The organism is Vibrio sp. IB15, from assembly GCF_016406055.1.
In the GTDB taxonomy this organism is placed as follows: domain Bacteria; phylum Pseudomonadota; class Gammaproteobacteria; order Enterobacterales; family Vibrionaceae; genus Vibrio; species Vibrio chagasii.
On sequence record NZ_JAEFCE010000075.1, the window covers coordinates 1 to 21,541 of the forward strand.

Below are 21,541 nucleotides of genomic sequence, written 5' to 3' on the forward strand. Positions count from 1 at the left end.
CAGGCCTTGAAAGCCGCTTAACAGAAATGTCCAACTTTACGGGGTCACTTCATAACGAGCGGCTTTTTGTTATTTGTAGCCACATCGCTCTCGGGAATGGTTCAGTGGCTGGTGCTACTCAAGAGTTAGCTTATTCCTTGGGAAATGGCTCGACGGTTAGCCTAGCCAGTTACCGATTAAAGTTTTACTTCTTGGTGCTTAGTTTTCGGTAAAGAAATACTTAACAGGAAGTAACCTAAGATAGCTGCAGTCGTTGAACCCATCAGGATACCTAATCGAGCAAGCGTATCGAAATCTGCGTTTGTAGGGCCAAATGCCAGCGATGAAATAAAGATAGACATCGTAAAGCCGATACCACACAACACAGACACTGCGAAGATGTTCATGAAGTTGACACCTTCAGGTAGCTTAGCGACACCCGTTTTCACAGCGCCCCAGCTGAATAGGAAGATACCCAGCGGCTTACCAACCAATAGACCCATAGCGATACCAAGAGGTAGCATGCCCGTAAGGTTTGAAATTGAGATACCTTCCAGTGAGATACCTGCGTTTGCAAATGCGAAGATTGGCAGAATTGCAAAAGCTACGTATGGGTGCAGTGCGTGCTCTAGGTGTTTCAGTGGGGAGTGTTCTCCCTTATTGCCTTTCAGTGGGATAGCAAAACCAATTACTACACCCGCTAATGTTGCATGAACACCAGACTTCAATACTGCGAACCACAGAATTGCACCAACAATCAGATAAGCGCTCAGTTTAGTCACATGCTTGTTGTTTAGCATGAACAAAACGCCTGTTGCGATGAAACCAACGGTAAGTGCAAGTGTTGATAAGTCACCTGAGTAGAACAATGCAATGATCACAACAACACCTAGGTCATCGATAATTGCAAGAGCTAGCAAGAACACTTTCAAGCTTACCGGTACACGGTTACCAAGAAGCGCCATGATACCTAACGCGAATGCGATATCAGTTGCAGCCGGGATAGCCCAACCTTGAAGCGCTTCAGGGTTACTAGAGTTAAATAGCACGTAAATAAGTGCAGGAGCCAACATACCACCTACCGCAGCGATAGCTGGGAAGATAGCAGTCTCTTTAGACTTTAATGCGCCTTCTAAAAGCTCACGTTTAACTTCTAAGCCAATTAGAAGGAAGAAGACAGCCATTAAGCCATCGTTGATCCAGTGAGACACAGACATACCGAGAACGTAACTGTGCAGGACGCCCTGGTACATTTCGTTCAGTGGTGAGTTTGCTACACACATTGCGAACGCCGCAGCGATAACTAGGATGATGCCGCCAGCAGATTCCATTTTAAAGAAGTCACGGATGACGTCGGTCATGATTTCGCCCTTATATTTATTATTTAAATAAACGAATAACAAAGAATAACCATGAGTTTATATCCAAGCTTTATCAATAGATAATCACTTCTTTGGATGTTTAACTTCGGTTTTTCCTACAAATACTAAACAATACGTCGCATATTCCATAATATTGTTATGCACCACAAATTAAGTATAGATGAGAACATCACACCTGTATGCATAATTCATTGAGTGCTAACAAAACTAGGACACATAAAAAAAGGCTATCAAATGATAGCCTTAGGTGTTTTTTAGTAGCCGGTGAGCTGCATAAAGCCGGTCGCTTCATGGCTGCCGCTAGCCATTATTGGCCCTTCCCAATAAGGTATGACAAATGGCAGCCACATATCTCGGCGTATGATACGTGTAGTCAGGTTAATATCGTGCTCAGGGACGTTAATGATCCACTGGAGCGGCATTCGTCTGCCATTCATTAGCGTTGTGTTCTGCAAAGGCTGAATCGAGATATCCGATTCCGTTAACTGGTAAACCTTGCCAGAACGAGTGGCTAACGTCCCGAACACATAGGGTAACTGCTGATTATGGCGATAGCGGTTGATGCTCAGTGCTGTACCGTCATCAAGGTTAAACACAAACCAATCCCAGCCTTGCTGACCGGCTCCAAGTAAGCCACTGCCCCACTCTTTGTGGACCCACGCTGTGCCTTCTACTTCCTTAGCTACGCCATCAAGATTCAGTACACCACTCAATGATAAAAACGGCGCGTTAAAGTTGTACGACGCGACAGGTAGCAAATCATGCTTTTTCTGATAACCGTTCTCGCCATTAAGTACATATGGCCCTTTCGCCACTGTATCTAATTGCAGCCCAAACGTATCCGTTTGTAATTGTAGACGACCAGGAAACGGTGTATTCCCCAGTGAGCGCCAGTTCCAATTATCAATCCAAATTCTAAATGGGCGACTGGTCATTCCCGCTTGGCCAATGCCACCACGAGCCATTCTCTGCTCTTTCCACACTTTGGATTTAGAAGAGATCACCACGTTCGAAATGTAAACTTGTGGGCTCTGCCATCCCGGCGTTTCACGTTCATCCGTTGCAATGCGGAAGAAGCTCCACTGAACTGAATATTCTTTGCCATCGTCCCCTTTCAAAGACGCAAAATAGTGCCACCACTCGTGCTGAAATTCCGGGTGGAACTTGAAGTCTCGTGGAAGTGATACGCCTCGGTCAGGCAAGACAGGTTCAAATACATTGAAGTGTTCGCTGACCAACACCGAATTAATCTCGTTGACTCCTTTCTCGCCAGGGTCGACAAAATAAGAATAGTAGCCCCAAACACTCAAAAAGATGCCAAAGAAACTGATCAACAACAGGGATGATAGAAATCGGTGTCTTAACTTAGTTGAGCTATTCCTTAGAAACATATTAAAGCGCATCCCTTAATGATTTCATCGGTGTGTTCCGAATCATTCTCATCACTGGTAAAGCACCAGCTAACATCAATGCTGCCATTGCCCAAGCAAATGTCTCGAAATAGTCCCAAGGAAGCACTTGTAGCTCGAGTGACCAGCCAAAAGACTGCTTGATAACGATATCAACAATCAAGTTCGCCAACGCTAAACCAAGTGGAGCTGCGATTAACGAAGAGATAAGCCCAAACACAAACAGCTGCAAACTTCCGGTAAGGATCAACTCTTTCGCCGATACGCCTAAACATCGTTGCAACGATATATGCCTTTGTCTTGAAACCTCACCAGCGACCGTCGCAAAGAAAATACCGAACACGGCGATTACCAACGTGATATTACCCAAGGTATCGGCAATGGCGAAGGTTCGATCAAACACGCGCATCGCCTGGCTATGAATATTGTTGTTGTCAAAAATACGCTCAGAACCAAGCCTAAATACACTTTCCAGCCTGCTTCTCAGCCCAATAGCATTCACATCGTCTTTTAGTATTACACCCAGTCCGACATTACCACGACCTGCAAAACCGTATAACCAGTTCCGATGTGACATCATCACTTGGTGATAAGGGTTACCATAATCGTAATACACACCAACGACCTGCCAGCCAGAACCTAAGTTATCGTAGAGATCAATATAATCGCCAGGGCGAATCCCTAGCTTGAGTGACATGGATTCGCTGATCAACACACCTTTAGAATGGTGTAAGTGATACCAGTAATTCGGTATGCCGAGTTTAATCGTCAGTGCAGCAAGCTCGCCTTCTGAAGGTCCAGTACTCACCACTTGAATACTGCCCACTGGAGAAGCGACATCCTTTTCCCAGCGCCACCATACAGAATCTACTTCAGGTTGTTCCGACAACCAGTTACTCATGCGAGCCGCCGCATTATTGGTTGGGTATATATAGAGGTCCGCGGCTAATCGCTGTGTTAACCACTTATCCGTGGTGTCTCTGAAACTACCGACCATGGTTTCAACGCCAATGTTCGCAGTTAACGCCAACATAAAGGCCATAGTCGCAACACCACGGTAGCTCATGCTTGATGCTGCGTCCGCGAAGAACCAGCGAGCACGAACCCAACGTAATGAATAGGAGAGACTGTTAAACAGTTTCCACATCAAAAACGGCGTAAACAGAGCCACACTCACCAGCATTAGTGCAATGATGGCAAAACCTGACTCTTGGGTTTGTGGTGCTTCATAAACCGCAACTGCGGCAACTAGGAAGCCACAACCAATCAACGCTTGCCATGTAAACTCTGTACCTGCAAAACGCATCAACGATAGGCGAGAAGACAAACGAATCGGCTGAGATTTGAGTAAGCGAACCAATGGCCATGCACACGCTAAGAACGCACCAATCAATGCCATCATCAAGCTGTAACCACTCCAGCGCCAATTCCAGTCAATCGTCAAGCCAACATTGGCGTCATATAAGTCGCCAAGGCTAGAAGACACTGCAGGTAATAGTTGGTTAGCCAACATCACACCAAAGACATTACCGCAGATCCAGCTCAGTAAAACCAGAATCAATAGCTCTAAACATAGCGCTTTAGTGAGCTGCCAACCCGAGACACCGGTTTGTCTTAAGATCCCCACCAATGGCTGACGCTGAATAAAAGACAGTGACATCGCTTGATAGAAAATGAACAAGCCTACGACAAACGACAGCATGCCCATCGCTTTTAGGTTTAAGTGGAATGCATTAGTGAGTGACTCAAGTTCTGCTTTCGAGCTACGAGAAATCGTCAAGCCATTAGGTAGCATGTTTTTGAGGCGTTCAAACTTTTCAGTAGACATGTCTGAACACGCAATGACCGACAAACCAGCGCTGCGTTTCAGCATTCTAAGTAGCGAGATATCGGCAATCAGCCGAGTACCATCAATGATGTTATTTTGATCAACCATTAATGGGCCAAGCTCAGAACCATCCATAAGGTGGATATAGTCGCCGTTCTTCCACTCCATATGTTCAGCAAGATCGTCACTCACAAGGATTGGGTACGGCGGTTTCATCAGGTTCAACGTATTAAGATCTTTTAACGCTACGCCCGGTTGCAGTTGAAGCATCGAAACAGGATCGATACCAATCAACATAAAGTTCGCGCCATTTTCATCAGTGATACGATGGTGATCAAAAGGAGAGCACTGTTGAAAGCCTTCACGGCGAAGCTGGATGTAAAAACCTTGCGGAATTTTATTGGCGTTGTGTTTTGGTCGAATACGGTAAGGAAGAGGATTCGAAAAGAGTTTTTCGCCATGTGCATAACTTTGCTTGGCGTGTTGGTTGATAGCAGTAACACCAACCAATAGTGATACGCCTAGCGTTAAGCCAAGCCATACCAAGATAATCTGAAGTGGGTAACGTCGATAATGACCGAGTAGCGCCTTAACTACGGGCCATAACATGCAGTTGCCCTCCTTGTAGGCGGATCCGGCCGCCCATATGCAGTGCGACTTTCTCACTGTGTGTGACCAATAGTAATGTACATTCTAATTGACGAGCCAAAGAAGTCAGCAAGCGCATTACCGCTTCCGCATTACGCTCATCTAAGCTACCCGTAGGTTCATCCGCTAATAAGATCTTTGGTTCCATGTACAACGCACGAGCAATCGCGGCACGTTGTTGTTGTCCACCAGAAGCTTCCTCAGGGTAGCGACCAAGTAAAGGCATAAGATCTAAGGCAGAGAGAATCTGTCTCCAAAGGCCTTTATCTTCAGGCAAGCCTTTTAGTTGACGGCAAAAACGGATGTTATCTGCGATATTCAACGTTGGTAATAGGTTGAACTGTTGGAAGATATGGCCAATGTTGTTTCGACGATAAGCAGTGCGTTCACGCTCGGTAGAATCGTGCATGTTGAAGTTTGGAAAAACGATTTCGCCAGAGTCAGCGAGATCCAAACCTGCAATTAGGTTAAGTAGAGTACTTTTTCCTGAGCCGCTTTCGCCCATTAATGCGAGTTGGTCACCTTGATTCAATGTCAGTTCAGCACCTTGCAAAACAGGGTGGAATTCCCCCCCATCAACATAGCCTTTACACAGGTCTGACAGCTTTAACATTCAACAGCTCGCATTAGTTAGAATTTGGAAGGAGAATCTACACTAATTCCCTGTTAGGAGGAAGTATTTTGAAAGATAGATCACATGCCAACGATAAAGTGATGCGATTGATGCGCCCTACTTCAACTTCCTATCAAGTTTTTAATCCATTTTCTTGTTTTCATGCGATACAGCGAACCGCTCCACTTAATCACCTCTTCAGTGAGAAAAAGCAAGTACACCCACTCGGGTGGAAATTTAAAGTAGATGGCCGCGATAGCCGCTAACGGAATACCAATCACCCACTGTGCTATCAGGTCTTGGTAAAGGCAGAACTTAACATCACCGCCCGCTCTCAACACACCAACAATCACCGTCATCGGAATCGAGCGAATAACAATGCCGACACTGAGGATCAGAATAAACTTCTCAGAAAGTGCTCGGGTTTCTTCTGTTAATGCACTAAACGCGTTCAAAATTGGTGTTTGCACAAAGTAGAGGGAAATCGCGACCACAATACTAGTTAAAAAGCACAGGATAGTAATACCGAGCGCTTGATAATAAACCGCTTCATTGTTTTTGGCGCCGAGTTGGTTCCCCACCAATACCGCAGCTGCGTTCGACATCCCTATCAATAAGCTCAATGAGATAGATTCAACAGGTGTCATCACCGAAAGCGCCGCTAAGCCTTGCACACCGGATTGTCCCATGATGGCGTGATAAGCGAACAAGCCACCAGCCCAAGCTAAGAAGTTGAAGGTTGTAGGCAGCGACAACTTCAAGAAGCGAACGACTTTATCTACCGTCGCAGCAGCTTTGATGTCACAGAGCCCAAAAGCGAGTAAGTGTTTAGAGAAATAGAGGTAACCAAACAAGGTCGCCACTTCGATAGCGCCACTTAATACCGTGGCTATCGCAGCACCTTTGATACCCAGAGCCGGAAAACCTAGATTACCGAAGATCAGCACCCAGTTTAAAAACACGTTGGATAGGATACCAATACCACTGAAGAAGGTACTTAGCCCGGGTTTGTGCATCGCTCGTAAGCCCACGGCCATACTACTAACGCACGACACCGCCAACATACTAAAAGAGGTAATGACGATGTACTCAACACCTAAACTGATCACTTCTTGAGAATCGGTCGTCACACCCATGATTTGAGCAGGGAAAGAGACAAAGAAGACAATCGTCAGAAGAGCAAACAGGGTCGAAACCAACCAGGTTAATGCGGTACTTTCCCTTACCCCTTGTCTATCACCAGCTCCCCAATACTGAGCAGTAAGCAGAGCACCACCAGTGGTCACACCCACCAGCATAATAGTCGTCACAAACATCGCTCGGCTCGCGACACCAACTGCCGCAATATCAGCTTCCCCAAGCTGGCCTAGCATCAGCACATCCACCAAGCCTCGGCTTGAAAACATGATGCTCTGCAAGGTGATTGGCAAAGCAATAGCAATCAGCCTGCGAACAAAGTCGCCGCGTGTATGATGGATAATTGAAGAGAGCAGCATAGGCACACCTGAACGGAACGTGTTGATGAATATAGATAAATATCACGCTATTATATCAATGTTCGGTTTTTAACCACAGATATAAATGGAGTAACGATGAAGAAAGTACTGGTTTTAGGCGCTTCTGGATATGTTGGTTCACAGCTGCTTCCTCTGCTGCTAGAACAAGGTTATCAAGTAACCGCTGCAGCAAGGCACATCGACTTCTTAAAAGCGCGAACCGAGCCTCATGAGAATTTATCACTCGAATTTCTCGATCTGGCTGACCAAGCGGCAACACAAGCTTTAGTCCCTGACTTTGACCTAATCTTCTTCCTTGTCCATGGTATGGCGGAAGGTCATGATTTCATTGACTACGAGTTAAGCCTGGCCCGTAACTTTGTCTCCGCACTTGGTCCTAAAAACCAACACATCATCTACTTAAGTTCACTTCAGCCTCAAACTGGCGATTCTGAACACCTTAAAGCGAGAAAGAAAACCGGTGAGCTCCTTCGCAAAGGATCGGTTCCCGTTACTGAACTTCGAGCTGGCGTCATCATCGGCCCAGGTTCAGCGGCCTTTGAGATAATGCGAGATTTCGTTTACAACCTACCAATCATGATTGCGCCGAAATGGGTCGATTCGAAAGCCAACCCTATCGCGTTGAAAAACCTCAATCACTACTTGTTAAAGCTCGCGCAAGATACCCCAAGCGACAATCAGACCTTTGAGGTTGGTGGTCCAGGTATCGTCTCTTATCGCAATCAATTCGCGCATATCGCCAAAACTGCCGATCGTCCACTTCGGTTGTGGGCGACTTCCCTACTTACACCTAAGATCGCCTCTTATTGGCTTGGCGTGGTGACCTCTGTCCCTTCCAACATAGGTAGAGCATTACTCGCAGGTTTAAAGCATGATTTCATAGCTAACTCGACTACCATCCAAGAAAAATATCCGCAAAAGCTCGCGTCGTTCGAGAGCATGGTTGAACAAGCGATTCATGCTGAGGGTAACTTCGTAAAAAGTAATGTGTGGGGCTTTGATAAAACCGCCTTTAAACGCTGGCAAGCGGGATACGGTTACTACCCAAAGAAGACAGGTGCAAGTATCACGTCGACTGCCTCGCTAGAATCGCTTTGGCACGTAGCGCAACAGATTGGAAGCCCTAAACAGGGTTACTTCTTCGCTAACGCTTTATGGCGCACAAGGGAGTGGTTAGATCTTCTCTTTGGTGGCGGAGTGCCCGTGCGACAAATGCCAGAAGGGCCAACTCTAAAAGTGGGCGACAAAATTGACTCTTGGAAAGTGATTCGCTGTGAAGAGAACCAATTCCTATCGCTGCTATTCGGGATGAAAGGTCCGGGCTTAGGGCGACTGGAAATCACGGTTTCTGATAACGGAGACACACGTGAATTAAACATCACCGCTTGGTGGCACCCTAAAGGCTTCCTAGGATTACTGTATTGGTTCGCAATGATGCCTGCTCATCTGTTTATTTTTAAAGGCATGGTAAAAGCGATAGATAATCAGGCACAAGAGCAGATGAGGGATTCGAGTAACGAGATGCGAAAAGATTAAAAGCAGATGCGCGATTCGAGTAACGGGATGCAAAGACTAAAAGCAAATGGGGGATTCTAGTGGCGACTGGCGCTATGACAAGCAAACAAAAAGAGCGGATAATTCCGCTCTTCGTATCTCTAATCTCGCATCTCGTATCTACCCATTAACCAACAAAGCTAATTGGGATCTCAGCCAATTGGTTGCCTTGGTTAGCAGGGTATACAATGTATTCACCGTGGTACTTCACGGCAGACTTATAGTCAGTCACTTTATGAAGCATGAAGCCCGCTTCCATTGCCGCTTGGATAAACTCAGCGTGGTTACCACGCACAAACCAGTTCATCGGCTTAACCATAAGCTCACCGTCGAAAGAGTCATCACACTGCTTACCACATAGCGCGAATGAGTGCTCACCATCAGTAAAGAACTGAATTTTGCCACCTGTGGTTAGTTCATCTTCACTCGATACGCTCCAACCCATCTCATACATCTTGTCCATAAAGGCTTCAACGTCACTGTCTTTCAGTGATTTAGGCTCTTCACCTTCTGGGAAGAACTGAGCGTAAAACGCTGAGATTCGCTTAAACGTAAAAGTTAAATCAGAGTTGTTACCCTTTGAACGGCCCTGCTTTTGCCAGCGAACCAAATCAGGCACAACAACACGATCATACGCTTGTGCTTTGATAGCCTTAGTTACCCAGCGAACAAGATATAAGTTGTTCGCGATAGGAGCGTCAATCGCTTTGCCTGACTTGTGTAATGCGTAAAGTTCACCAAGTGCGGTGTTCACAAGCTTCTGAATTTCAATATAGTATTTTGACATTATGCCTTCTTTCCTAATGTCCAATATAGTAATGCTGACAGTATTGCACATGCTGCCATCACCATAGCCATTGGTCCTGCAGTATCACTTGGTAGCATTGCGACGATTGCCCCAACCACAGAACCAGTACCAAATCTTAATGTGCCCGCGAGTGATGATGCAGTACCAGCCATATTCGGGTATCCACTAAGTAGGAGCGCCATTGAGTTACTACCAATGGTAGACAGTGTGCCGATAAACAGCATCACGAATGGCACAATGCCCCACAGGCCGATATCTAATGACCAGCCGACCAACAACCCCAAACCTGCGAACAGCTGAATGGTTAAACCCACTCGAAGCATCGCGTGAGAACCGACTTTCTTCACGATTCGGCCATTAATGCTCGTCATCAAGATCATTGCAACGATGTTTAAGCCAAACAGGTAACCAAATAGGTCTAGACGAACACCGTAGATGTCGATGTAAACAAACGAACCAGCGGTTAAGAACGCGAACATTCCCGAGAAAGAAAATGCACCCGAAAAAATCAGCCCCATTGCCGTTGGGTTCTTACATAAACGAGCGTAGTTACGAATCGTCGTTTTGAAACGCAGTGGCTGTCGATTTTCTACCGGTAGCGTCTCAGGGATCTTCATCGATACCGCTAGAATGACGATCACAGCAAAGATAGCCAGTACCCAAAAAATTGAGCGCCAACCAAACCACAATGCCAAGTAACCACCAATCATTGGTGCGATAAGTGGCGCAACCGTCATAACCAAGGTTACGAAAGACATGGTTCTCGCAAAATCTTCACGATCAAACATGTCACGTACAACTGCTTGGATGATTACAGCTGCCGCTGCGCCTGCAAAACCTTGTGCAGCACGAACGTAAGTCAGCGCTTCAATGCCATGGGTTGTCGCACTCACCACAGAAGCAATCGCAAACAAGAACACACCAATCAAGAGTACTGGCTTGCGTCCATAGCTATCAGCTAATGGGCCATGCAATAACTGCCCCAACGCAAAACCTGCGGTATAAGCGGTTAGCGTTATCTGTACTTCGCCCGCCGTTACACCAAGATCTTTGGCAATGGTCGGCATCGCAGGCAAGTACATATCGATCGCGAGCGGCGTCAACGCACCAATCGCACCGAGAATCAAAAATAGCACTAAGCCTAATTGAGGGGTTTCTGGTTGAGAGCTTGGGCTCTGTGGGGTAGATGTCTGCATGGTTCTCCGAATGTTTAACTGATAAAACTAGGACCGGCGTGAACACGCAAGTCAAAAGATTGGCTGAGACTTTCCTAGTACCAGTCAACATCATCAGCCGACGCCATCCTTGGTCGGCTTTGCAACGAGAGCGCTATAAATTAATAGCTAAGGGTTACTTCCAGATAGAATCAACTTCTTCTTGCGTTAGGTAACGGTACTCACCTAGCTCAAGAGATTCGTCCATCTCGATTTCACCAATGCGTTCACGGTGTAGTGCTTCTACCTTGTTACCAAGAGCAGCAAACATGCGTTTTACTTGGTGGTATTTGCCTTCGTGAATCGTTAATAGCACTTCACGCTCGGCACGCACTTCAAGGTGTGCAGGAAGTGTTAGGCCATCTTCGCTTTTCAGCTGGATGCCCTCTTTGAATTTTTCAACGTAGTCTGGTTCTACTGGATCAACCAACCACACACGGTACATCTTTTCACACTTGTGTTTTGGTGCGGTAATACGGTGAGACCATTTACCGTCATCCGTAATCAGAACAAGACCTGTAGTATCAACATCTAGACGCCCTGCAAAGTGCAGCTTGTCCATTTTGATTTCATCAAGCAATTCAAATGCGGTGCGATTTGAGCCATCTTCATGCGAACAAACAAACCCTTCCGGCTTGTACAACATGATGTAACGTGGGCCATGAACATTCAGTTCATTACCTTGCCACTCCACTACACACTGCTCAGTTACTTTAACTGAACCGCTTTTTTGCATGACATCATTCACTGTCACAGTCTTTGTTTTTAATAAGTGTGTTGCTTCTTTTCGAGTAATGCCTAGTGCATCGCACAGAAATTTATCTAAACGCATGAATACCTCAACTAATCTAAGTCGGGTATTATAGTCACCTTTGCTCAATTAGTTGAGCTATTTCACACTATTTGTTCTCCATTTTACAAGACGCGATATGTATACACTCCGCCCATACCAAGCAGACTCAGTAAAATCAGTCATTCACTACTTCAGAAAACACCAAACACCGGCTGTTCTCGTGCTACCAACAGGGGCTGGGAAAAGTTTGGTCATTGCTGAGCTGGCAAGGCTTGCCAAAGGGCGTGTATTGGTACTGGCTCACGTGAAAGAGCTGGTTGAACAAAACCATGAAAAGTATGAAGGTTATGGGTTAAAAGGCTCTATCTTCTCGGCTGGTTTAGGCCGTAAAGAGACCGACCAACAAGTGGTATTCGCGTCGGTTCAATCTGTAGTTCGCAACCTCGATTCATTCTCTAACCAATTTTCACTTTTGGTTATCGATGAATGCCACCGAGTACCCGATGAAAAGAACAGTAGCTATCAGAAAGTGATCACTCACTTGCGTGAAAACAACTCGGGCATCAAGGTACTTGGCTTAACGGCAACCCCTTATCGCTTAGGCATGGGGTGGATTTACCAATACCACACTCGTGGGCAAGTGCGCTCGGAAGAACCAAGATTCTTTAGAGACTGTATCTTTGAGTTACCGATTCGCTACCTGCTCGACGAAGGCTTCTTAACACCAGCTCGCATGATAGATGCGCCAGTATTGAGTTATGACTTCTCACAATTAAAACCCTCGAGCACGGGTCGATACAAAGAAGCCGAGCTGGATATGGTGATCGAACAATCAAAACGAGCGACACCACAGATTGTCGATCAGATCATTCACCTCGCCCAAGACAAACTGGGCATCATGGTGTTTGCAGCCACCGTTCGACACGCTCAAGAGATCCTAGGCTTACTACCTGAAGGTGAAGCCGCGATTGTCATTGGTGACACGCCAACACTCGAGCGTGACCAAATCATCAACGATTTCAAAGAACGAAAAATCAAATTCTTGGTCAATGTGTCGGTTTTAACCACTGGCTTTGATGCACCGCATGTCGATTTAATCGCGATTCTTCGTCCAACCGAATCCATCAGCTTGTATCAACAAATCGTTGGCCGTGGCTTACGTTTATCTCCAGGCAAAAAAGAGTGTTTGGTGCTCGATTACGCAGGTAACAGCTATGATCTCTACCAACCAGAAGTGGGCGATCCTAAGCCTGATTCTGACAGTGAAATCATCACCATCCCCTGCCCAGCTTGCGGCTTCAATAACAACTTCTGGGGCAAGCTAGACAGCAACGGCTTCTTACTTGAGCACTTTGGCCGCAAATGCCAAGGCTACTTTACCGATGAAGACACAGGTGAGAGAGAACACTGCAACTATCGCTTCCGCGCCAAATACTGCGGAGAGTGTGGCGCCGATAACGACATCGCGGCCCGTATTTGTCATGAGTGTGACGCTACCTTGGTAGACCCAGACAAAAAGCTCAAAGAGGCACTCAACCTAAAAGATGCTTTGGTGTTTGAATGTTTAGAAATGGACCTTAACGTACTTAAGAACGACAAAGGCAAATCGCAACTTAAAGTCACCTACCGTGGTGAAAACCAAGCGCAAGTCCATGAGTTTTGGTCATTAACCACCAAGAAACAAAAGCAAAACTTCAAAGACCAGTTTGTTCGCCCTCACCTTGCAGATAGACACAGACCTTTTGAGGAAACGTCACCGTCAAAAGTGGTTGCTCACCAGCATAGATTCCGCCCACCACAATTTGTGATTGCACGTAAGGTTGGTCGCTTTTGGAAAATGAGAGACAAGATATTCGAAGATGAGCTACAGCAACGTTGAGGTTAAAGATAAGTCTTACGTTCTTAACACTTGATGGTTAGTCTCCGTGATGTGTAGGCGCTCTCATCGTCAAATTTTTAGGTATCAATTTCTCATTATTAATCAGGTTCACTTTCTGTTCAGAATTACTTTTTTATACTGAACGCTATCAACCTTCTCTAGGATTCGCTATGTTTAGTAAAGCTATGATTTCTTTGTTTTGTATAAGCTTAGGCTTATTTGTTTCTGCTGGCGCATGGGCTGACTCGCATCATAATAGTCATGAATTAGTGCAAGACGTTCATAAAGCAGGAACCCGCATTGAATTTGAAGAAGACCAAGACGAGGTCTACGAAGCGGTTCGAGAAGGTTATATTCGCCCTTTCTCTGAGATGTATGCAGCGGTAGAAAACGACCTTCATGGCCGAATCATTAAAGTCGAACTAGAAGAAGATGATGATATTTGGGTGTATGAGTTAAAAATTAATTACCAAAACAACATCATAAAAGTTGAATACAACGCCGAAACGCTGGACATTCTAAAGATTGAAGGCCGCAACTTTAAAAACGCAATTAAACACGGCGACTAATTAAGCGCGACGAATAGTTAAGTACGACGAACAGTCATTACAAGAATTAAGAAGAACAATTATGAAAATTTTAGTCGTTGAAGACGAACCTCGTTTGGGCCAACAGATTATTGAAACACTTGAGGGAGCCGACTGGGTTCCAGAACTCTCCCAAGATGGTATCGACGCTCTTTATCGCGCGACATCAGAAGAGTGGGATGCGATTGTTCTCGATCTAGGTCTACCTAAGCTTGATGGCCTAACCGTTTTAAAAGGCATTCGAGACGAGAACATCAATACGCCAGTGATTATCTTGAGTGCACGAGACACATTAACTCAACGCGTTGAAGGCTTGAACGCTGGCGCCGACGATTACCTCACTAAGCCATTCGAAATGGTTGAGCTGATTGCCCGTATCCGCGCACAACTTCGCCGTGCGTCGGGCAGCGCTGCACCAGTTCTTCAAATTGGTGATTTAAGCTTGGACACCCGCAGTTCAAAAGTGTTGTGGCAGGGCCAAGCAGTCAGCCTAACGGCACTAGAATATAAGGTTGTCGCGTATTTCATGCATAACCAAAATAAGGTTATCTCACGCACCGAACTGGTTGAGCATATCTACAAACAAGACTTCGACCGCGATTCAAACACGGTTGAGGTATTTATTGGTCGTATTCGTAAGAAAATCGCACCTAAGATCATCAAAACCGTGCGTGGCCTTGGCTACCAACTGAATGCTGAATAAGTCTCTATTTAATTAGAACAACAAACATCAATTAAACTAAGAGAAATCAAGCACACTCACCCACTAAGTGGACAGCCTGTACTGATCATCGAAATAGCTGATCATCGAAATACAAGTCGATAACGATGAGCAAAGGCAGGCTGGAAATGCATGAATCTAAAGAAACGAACACTTAAAAACATCAGTTTAAAAAGCCGCTTGCTTCTCGCTGCGGCTTTTTGGCTAGGTGCGATGATATTAGCGGCCGGTGTTGGTATACCAAAACTGGTGAACGATTACCTTGTCGACGACATGAAGCAGCAACTTGCCCTGACCATGGACGAGCTGACCGCCAATATTGAGACCAATGACAATGGCAACCTAATCATGGCAGAACGCCTGTCTGACCCGAGGTTTAACCAACCTTACAGCGGTATTTATTGGCGTGCTTCGACTCAAGGTCAAATCATTCGTTCTCGCTCTCTATGGGACAAAGACCTCACCATCAAGCGCTCTCCTATTCACACTTCCGTTAAGGGACCTGAAAAAGAGAAGCTGATTTACATTGAGCAAGATATCTACCTGCCTTCACTGAGCGACCCAATTACCATCACCATTGGTATTGACGAAGACCCACTCGAGTCGACGCTGGCAGAACTAACAGGCCAAGTATGGTTGATCCTAATGTTGTTGTTTGTCGGCGTTCTGATGTTAATTGGTATTCAAGTGAGCTGGTCTCTATTACCTCTTAGTAAGATGCAGCGTGAGTTGGTAATGCTGAGAAAGGGTGAACAGCAAGGGCTAAGCGATAACTACCCGAAAGAAGTTTCTCCATTGGTATCTGACCTCAATGCCCTACTCTTTCATTACCAAGAATTACTGGAACGCGCACGTAACCACGCGGGGAACCTATCCCATGCATTAAAAACGCCGCTGTCGGTGATGAAAAATGAAATAGAGATGCTGCCTGACAACGAGAAGAAACTGTTACAGCAACCCATTCAGCAGATCCAAAGCCAGATAGATTACCACCTTGGTCGTGCTCGTATGGCAGGTGCAATGAACATCCTTTCGGTGAAGTCGTCGCCTTGTGAACGTGTTGAAGCGATCTCGATGGCGTTTGATAAAGTTTATGCCGCCAATGAAGTCACTATGATCAATGAGCTGGACTCTGAACTTGAGGTCGCTGTAGAAAAAACTGACCTAGATGAGATGGTCGGTAACCTACTCGAAAATAGTTATAAGTGGGCGGGCAGTATTATTCGCGTTCACGCTAATGAACTGACCGATGGCAATGTCGAATTGATTATTGAAGACGACGGACAAGGTATCCCTGAAGAAAAGCTCGAACAGGTGACCAAACGAGGCGTAAGGTTGGATGAAACGACTCCTGGTACCGGTCTAGGCCTGAATATTGTGAATGAAATGGCACACAGTTACCGCGGGAACTTAACGCTAAGCAAAAGCTCAATGGGTGGCTTGAAAGCCTCTCTTGTTCTAAAGGTATCTCAGGCCTCTTAAGACGACTACATTCGAACAGCAGTTATACCTTGAATAAAAATAAGGAGTTTACGCATCACGCATAAACTCCTTTTTGATCCTGTGCCGTTTTTACTCTGCAAATTTAAGTCATCGAATGTAAACCAATGACATTGCTTTCGGTATCAATAACCACACTGATGAAACTTTGTTATCCATGAAGAGAGCGGGCTGTCCAATCGCCATTTTAGGTACTTGTAGAACACCACCATTCGCCGCCGCCAAGCTTGCTTCTATCGCACAATCATCGCAAGAGAAGTACACCATAGTGCTATTGCCCCCGGCCTTAACATCAGGCATCGAACACAAGGCCCCTGTCGCGCCGTATTTGTCCATATCGCTAGGAAACACCCACATTTCAATATCGATGCCCGTTTCGTTATCTAACTTCTCTAGCGTAACTTTAAAGACGGCCTCATAAAAGGATTTGGCTCTCACCATATCGTCGACATAGATTTCAAACCAACCAACCGGATTCATTTGCATACTTTGTCCTTAGCTTTCGCCCTTGTTCACCCTTAATTCGGATAGACAAGGTTGACGCTATTAGAACGATAGAAACGCTCAAAAGATGTTCGGCTTTAATAAGCAGAAATAACAGAACCTTGTTTGATTGATATTCAAACAAGGTTCGTATTTATCGGGAACTAAGTTAGAGAGCGTCTTAAAGGCGCGCTTTATATATCATTCACTGCAACATCTAAGGTTTGTGATTCATCACTGTATGTCGTTGAGCCAATAACCAAGATCTTTCCGTCTGTGTAGTAGTCATGTTGATCATTCATTACTTCAGCATTCGCGAGAGGCAAGTTAACCAGTTCGATACTTGGGTAAGTGGATTTAATTTGCTGCGCCAACCGATCTCGCTCTTCATCAACATTCGGGTCAATGTTATGAAGGACGGTCACAATGCCTGAGTAAGGGGTGACTTTAAGGCCATCATCATAACTAATTGCGCCTAACCACTGAGGCTGGTTAGTTTTAATACCAACACCAGCGCGCCACCAGCGAATATGGCTTCTCTTCATCAGGTTACCTGGCAATTGAAAGGCCATATCTTGTGGTTGATTTCGCCAATATAAGTCAGATACAGGCGGTGTTTTATCTTTTAGGAGAGTAAGGTAATTCGACCACTCAATATCATTTCGAGAGAACGTTTGATTTTCTATCCAGCCCAACTGGTTCATGAGTTCACGAGGCGATTCTCCGACATAAACAACATTAATCGCTTGCGCATCATAGATTGGAGAAAGCCCAGGAAACGCTTTGTAAGTCACGTGTTGTAAGTCGACCGAGTTCATCGGTGCCGATGTTTGTTGATTTTGAAAGTCATCAGCTTTCCAGAAGAAATGGGCATAATTTGCGTAACACAGCCAAGCCACTAAAAACGCGCTGGTTTTTAAGGTCAACTTACGCCATTTAAGTTTGTTGCCCACAACAACAAAAATGGTCACTGCAACTAAGCCAATCAGTAAGCTTTGGTGCTCGCTTAGGAAAACCTTAACCGCACCCAATAAAGGAAACTGTTCGACACCATGTGCCAACAACATACCCCAAGCAATGAATTGACCACCGCCAAGCAATAAGCCTATCGAAGACAACAGCGTAAAACTGTGCCACTTAACGCGATGAGAACCTGCAATAACAGGAACAACCCAAGCAATAGGACCCAAAAGGCGTGCCGCGACTATAATGAATGTGCCCTTTTTCGCAATGAGATAACGACACCGTGCGATCAGCCTTTTGGTTTTTGGTCGAAATTGAATTAGCTTCTTTTGGGCTGTCCTTCCCCACTTTAAACCAATGAAGTAACTCAGTTGATCCCCAACGAAACCACCTAACATTACAAACACCAACGCCATCCATGCACCTGAATACAGTTGAAAGCCCGCAGCGATAAAAAATGGCTCTCCCGGTACAAATAAGTTTGGGCCAATGAGAGCATCACCCAATGCTCCCAAAAACAGCCCTAGTCCATCAAACATAACAACCTCAATGCTTACTGTTCTTTGTAGTGACCAAACTTGTAGTTCATTTCGTTGTTACGCATTTCGCCTTTAAAGAAGCGTCTTATATTGGCTTTAAGGTAAGTTGAACCCGTCTTCACAACACCATCTTGGTCTAATCGACGTGGGTCAAAACCGAAGGTCATATTTAGGAATCTAAATCGCCATGTTTTGCTCGCACGTTTTACATAATCACAATCCTCACAAAGGAAAATCTCTTCATCGAAACCACCGATCTCTTCATGTGCTCGTTTGGTTGAGAAAATACACGCGCCAATCGCGGTCGGGAAAAAGAACTGAGTCGCAAATAAGCCCGCATTAAACAGCCCATAACCGAATTTATGAACCAATGGCAGCCCTTTTGAACTCATGTATACGCCAGCAACTTCAAGCTTGTTCTCTTCTAACTCATAAAGCGCCTTTGCAAGGAAGTTACGAGGCAGGCTTACGTCGGCATCCAAGAAAAGGATTCTGTTGTATTGTGCCAAAGCAGCCCCGGTGTTTCGACCAAGGCTAACACCGCGTTCTTGCATATGGTGGACTGTCAGTTTTGGCAATGCACTTTCATAGGCTTGTGCGACTTCTCTGGTGTTATCTTCACTATTTGAGTCGACCACGATCACTTCGAACTCTTGATGGGTTTGCACGCTCAACTCTTCCATTAAGCGACTAATGCGTTTCTCTTCGTTTAACGTAATAACGACAATACTTACCGGTTCCATGTTTTCACCTATTCATTCTGCTGATTAATTAACACTAAGGTTACCTAACCAAGCATTAACCAAGCCTTAGGCGAACATTCATTTTCCGTTCATTAACTTGATGATTTCGCGACGATATAAACAGGGCAAAAGAACAAGACAGAAGAGTAAAGAAAGCGATAAAATAGGGTTAGCGAGCGTTTTATCTACAAACGAGCCAAATATCGAAGGAAATTCACTTTGTGATAGGCTTCTTACTTGCTCATATTCAAATGTGATGTTAGTATCCGCGCTCGCTTAAGCATGAACTCGTTCAGCATAAGCATTACCACATACTCAAGGTCGCATTGAGATGTGAAGTTAATTTTTACTAATTTGAGAGTAAAACTATGAAATTTGAAGCAGTAGTACGTACTGAACTAGGTAAAGGTGCGAGCCGCCGCCTACGTCACGCTGGTAAATTCCCAGCTGTAATCTACGGTGGTGAAGCAGCAGCTGTATCTATCGAACTTAATCACGACGAAGTGATCAACCAAATGGACAAGCCTGAGTTCTACGAAGCAATCACTCTACTGATTGACGGCGCAGAAGTTAAGGTTAAGCCACAAGACGTTCAACGTCACGCGTTCAAGCCAAAAGTTGAGCACATGGACTTCATCCGCATCTAATTCCCTACCAAGGAATAAGATTGGATTAATCCAGCCTTCTGCATAGAAAAGATAATCGACCTTACCAATCGAGAAATCTAAAAATTCGAAACCCCGATGCTACCAACATCGGGGTTTCACCGTTTTTGGGATTTAGAAAATCAAGCAGTATTATGATTTTTCATAGCCTTAGACAGTAAATGGGTAAATAGTGGAAGCACGACAGAGCTTCATTCATATAGCCCTTTTCGGCGCAGCAACAAGTTCTTCTTTTGTCATGACATGCTTTTTCTCTTCGTATATAGAAGCCCAACACCAGGTAAGAGTCCGATGTACTTTATTGCGTGCATCTAAGCCTCTACCATTTAAAAACGAATAAAGACGCCAATAAAGTCCAGCTCTCCACACAGTAATAAACTGCTTGATGCCAGAGTTAAGATCACCGATCATGCTTGGTGTTATATTATAACATTACACTAATAAGATGAGCATGAGCATGAACACCCCAAAACTCCCTGTTACGGTTTTATCTGGCTTTCTCGGCGCAGGAAAAACAACCGTTTTAAGTCATATTCTTAACAACAGACAAGGCAGAAAAGTTGCGGTCATCGTCAACGACATGAGTGAAATCAACATCGATGCAGCGACCGTTCAGAATGAAGTTTCGCTCAACCACAGTGAAGAAAAATTGGTTGAGATGAGTAACGGCTGTATCTGTTGTACCCTGCGTGAGGATCTACTTGAAGAAGTCACCAAGCTCGCTCAAGAAGGAAGATTCGATTATCTAGTTATTGAGTGCACTGGTATCGCTGAGCCACTCCCGGTTGCAGAGACTTTTACTTTTGCCGATGAAAATGGGCTTTCGCTGTCAGACGTTGCCCGTTTAGACACCATGGTAACAGTGGTTGATGCCATCAACTTCCTACGAGATTACGATGAAGCTAAGTTCTTAACAGAGACGCCAGAGTCGTTGGGTGAGGACGATGAACGCAGCGTCGCCGACTTGCTCGTTGATCAAGTAGAGTTCGCAGACGTTATCCTGATAAGTAAAACCGACCTAGCTGAAAAAACAGAAATCGAAAGGCTTTTAGCGATTCTAAAAACACTCAATACCTCAGCCACTATTATTCCTATCTCGAATGGTGAAGTGGAACTTGATGCGGTACTCGACACGCAGAGCTTTAGTTTTGAAAAGGCACAACAAGCCCCAGGTTGGTTGAAAGAAATGCGTGGCGAACATATACCTGAAACCGAAGAATATGGTATTTCCAGCTTTGCATATCATGCGAGGCGTCCTTTCCATCCAGAAAAGTTCTATGATTTCCTCCATAACGCAGAAGACTACGGCAAACTGCTTCGTTCTAAAGGTTACTTTTGGTTAGCAACAAGACCGGACTTCGTCGGCCAGTGGAGCCAAGCGGGCGGCATCGCACGTTATGGTGCCGCTGGTATGTTTTGGAAATCAATTCCGAAAGAGGATTGGCCGACGGATCAAGACTCCCTTGATGCCATCAACAACATTTGGCAAGAACCCTATGGCGATATGCGACAAGAATTGGTGTTTATTGGTCAGGGGTTAGAACAAGAGAAATTGATTGCCCGTCTTAACGAATGTTTGCTGACAGAAGATGAAGTGAAGCAAGGGCGCAACAATTGGTTGTCTCTGGAAGACCCTTTCCCTGAGTGGGAAGAGTAAATAGGAGACTGTCCTAAATTCTGTGTAACTGTCTAAACTTAAGCCTTAAAGGCTAAGGA

17 protein-coding genes and 1 pseudogene are annotated in these 21,541 nt (G+C 45.2%); 7 read left to right on the forward strand and 11 right to left on the reverse strand.

Features of this window, described 5'->3' with window-relative positions; all coding sequences use genetic code 11:
• Positions 1–176 precede the first annotated feature (176 nt).
• From nhaA to JC606_RS20510, 5 genes are all read right to left on the reverse strand, one after another.
• A complete protein-coding gene (gene nhaA / locus JC606_RS20490; RefSeq protein ID WP_198779322.1) occupies positions 177–1,340 on the reverse strand; it encodes a Na+/H+ antiporter NhaA in 1,164 nt (387 codons plus the stop codon).
• Between the two features lie 275 nt (positions 1,341–1,615).
• On the reverse strand, positions 1,616–2,764 hold the full coding sequence (locus JC606_RS20495) for a lipocalin-like domain-containing protein (protein ID WP_137408734.1): 1,149 nt from the start codon (positions 2,762–2,764) through the stop codon (positions 1,616–1,618).
• Complete coding sequence (locus JC606_RS20500; RefSeq protein WP_198779323.1) at positions 2,754–5,207, reverse strand: ABC transporter permease; 2,454 nt, start codon at positions 5,205–5,207, stop codon at positions 2,754–2,756. Before JC606_RS20500 ends, JC606_RS20495 begins: the two co-directional genes overlap by 11 nt.
• A complete protein-coding gene (locus JC606_RS20505) occupies positions 5,188–5,859 on the reverse strand; it encodes an ABC transporter ATP-binding protein (RefSeq protein ID WP_198779324.1) in 672 nt (223 codons plus the stop codon). The genes JC606_RS20500 and JC606_RS20505 overlap by 20 nt, the downstream gene beginning before the upstream one ends.
• A gap of 122 nt (positions 5,860–5,981) precedes the next feature.
• The gene (locus JC606_RS20510) at positions 5,982–7,355 is read right to left on the reverse strand and encodes an MATE family efflux transporter (protein ID WP_137408732.1); all 1,374 of its coding nucleotides are present in this window, start codon (positions 7,353–7,355) and stop codon (positions 5,982–5,984) included.
• A gap of 96 nt (positions 7,356–7,451) precedes the next feature.
• Here JC606_RS20510 and JC606_RS20515 point away from each other — a divergent pair, with 96 nt between their 5' ends.
• Positions 7,452–8,912, forward strand: a complete 1,461-nt coding sequence (locus JC606_RS20515) for a DUF2867 domain-containing protein (protein WP_137408731.1) — start codon at positions 7,452–7,454, stop codon at positions 8,910–8,912.
• A 145-nt stretch (positions 8,913–9,057) separates the two neighbouring features.
• On the opposite strand, the gene JC606_RS20520 is transcribed toward JC606_RS20515, so the two are convergent.
• The 3 genes from JC606_RS20520 to rsuA all read right to left on the reverse strand — a co-directional run bounded on the left by JC606_RS20520 (position 9,058) and on the right by rsuA (position 11,784).
• Positions 9,058–9,717 (reverse strand): DUF2913 family protein, encoded by a 660-nt coding sequence (locus JC606_RS20520; RefSeq protein WP_198779325.1) that lies wholly within the window; start codon positions 9,715–9,717, stop codon positions 9,058–9,060.
• Positions 9,717–10,934: a Bcr/CflA family multidrug efflux MFS transporter gene (locus tag JC606_RS20525; protein WP_198779326.1), complete on the reverse strand. Its 1,218-nt coding sequence runs from the start codon at positions 10,932–10,934 to the stop codon at positions 9,717–9,719. The genes JC606_RS20520 and JC606_RS20525 overlap by 1 nt, the downstream gene beginning before the upstream one ends.
• A 154-nt stretch (positions 10,935–11,088) precedes the next feature.
• Positions 11,089–11,784, reverse strand: a complete 696-nt coding sequence (gene rsuA / locus JC606_RS20530; protein WP_008222807.1) for a 16S rRNA pseudouridine(516) synthase RsuA — start codon at positions 11,782–11,784, stop codon at positions 11,089–11,091.
• 97 nt (positions 11,785–11,881) lie between these two features.
• On the opposite strand from rsuA, the gene JC606_RS20535 reads away from it, so the two are divergent.
• From JC606_RS20535 to JC606_RS20550, 4 genes are all read left to right on the forward strand, one after another.
• Complete coding sequence (locus JC606_RS20535; protein WP_198779327.1) at positions 11,882–13,624, forward strand: DEAD/DEAH box helicase; 1,743 nt, start codon at positions 11,882–11,884, stop codon at positions 13,622–13,624.
• A gap of 170 nt (positions 13,625–13,794) precedes the next feature.
• On the forward strand, positions 13,795–14,193 hold the full coding sequence (locus JC606_RS20540; protein ID WP_198779328.1) for a PepSY domain-containing protein: 399 nt from the start codon (positions 13,795–13,797) through the stop codon (positions 14,191–14,193).
• 61 nt (positions 14,194–14,254) lie between these two features.
• Entirely contained in the window at positions 14,255–14,914 is a 660-nt protein-coding gene (locus JC606_RS20545) for a response regulator transcription factor (protein ID WP_004741316.1), read from the forward strand.
• A gap of 150 nt (positions 14,915–15,064) precedes the next feature.
• The gene (locus JC606_RS20550; protein ID WP_137408726.1) at positions 15,065–16,414 is read left to right on the forward strand and encodes an ATP-binding protein; all 1,350 of its coding nucleotides are present in this window, start codon (positions 15,065–15,067) and stop codon (positions 16,412–16,414) included.
• Positions 16,415–16,517: 103 nt separating this feature from the next.
• Here the strand turns inward: JC606_RS20550 and JC606_RS20555 are convergent.
• The 3 genes and pseudogenes from JC606_RS20555 to JC606_RS20565 form a co-directional block, all read right to left on the reverse strand.
• Positions 16,518–16,918: pseudogene (locus JC606_RS20555) on the reverse strand (VOC family protein).
• A 191-nt stretch (positions 16,919–17,109) separates the two neighbouring features.
• Entirely contained in the window at positions 17,110–18,417 is a 1,308-nt protein-coding gene (locus JC606_RS20560) for an LssY C-terminal domain-containing protein (protein ID WP_198779329.1), read from the reverse strand.
• Between the two features lie 14 nt (positions 18,418–18,431).
• Positions 18,432–19,160: a glycosyltransferase family 2 protein gene (locus JC606_RS20565; protein ID WP_137408723.1), complete on the reverse strand. Its 729-nt coding sequence runs from the start codon at positions 19,158–19,160 to the stop codon at positions 18,432–18,434.
• Positions 19,161–19,528: 368 nt separating this feature from the next.
• Here JC606_RS20565 and rplY point away from each other — a divergent pair, with 368 nt between their 5' ends.
• Together rplY and zigA are read left to right on the forward strand one after the other, a co-directional pair.
• Positions 19,529–19,807 (forward strand): 50S ribosomal protein L25, encoded by a 279-nt coding sequence (rplY, locus tag JC606_RS20570; RefSeq protein WP_004741321.1) that lies wholly within the window; start codon positions 19,529–19,531, stop codon positions 19,805–19,807.
• Between the two features lie 475 nt (positions 19,808–20,282).
• Positions 20,283–21,482 carry a zinc metallochaperone GTPase ZigA gene (gene zigA, locus JC606_RS20575; RefSeq protein ID WP_198779330.1) on the forward strand — a complete coding sequence of 400 codons (1,200 nt, stop codon included), beginning with the start codon at positions 20,283–20,285 and terminating at the stop codon, positions 21,480–21,482.
• The last annotated feature ends 59 nt before the right edge of the window (positions 21,483–21,541 follow it).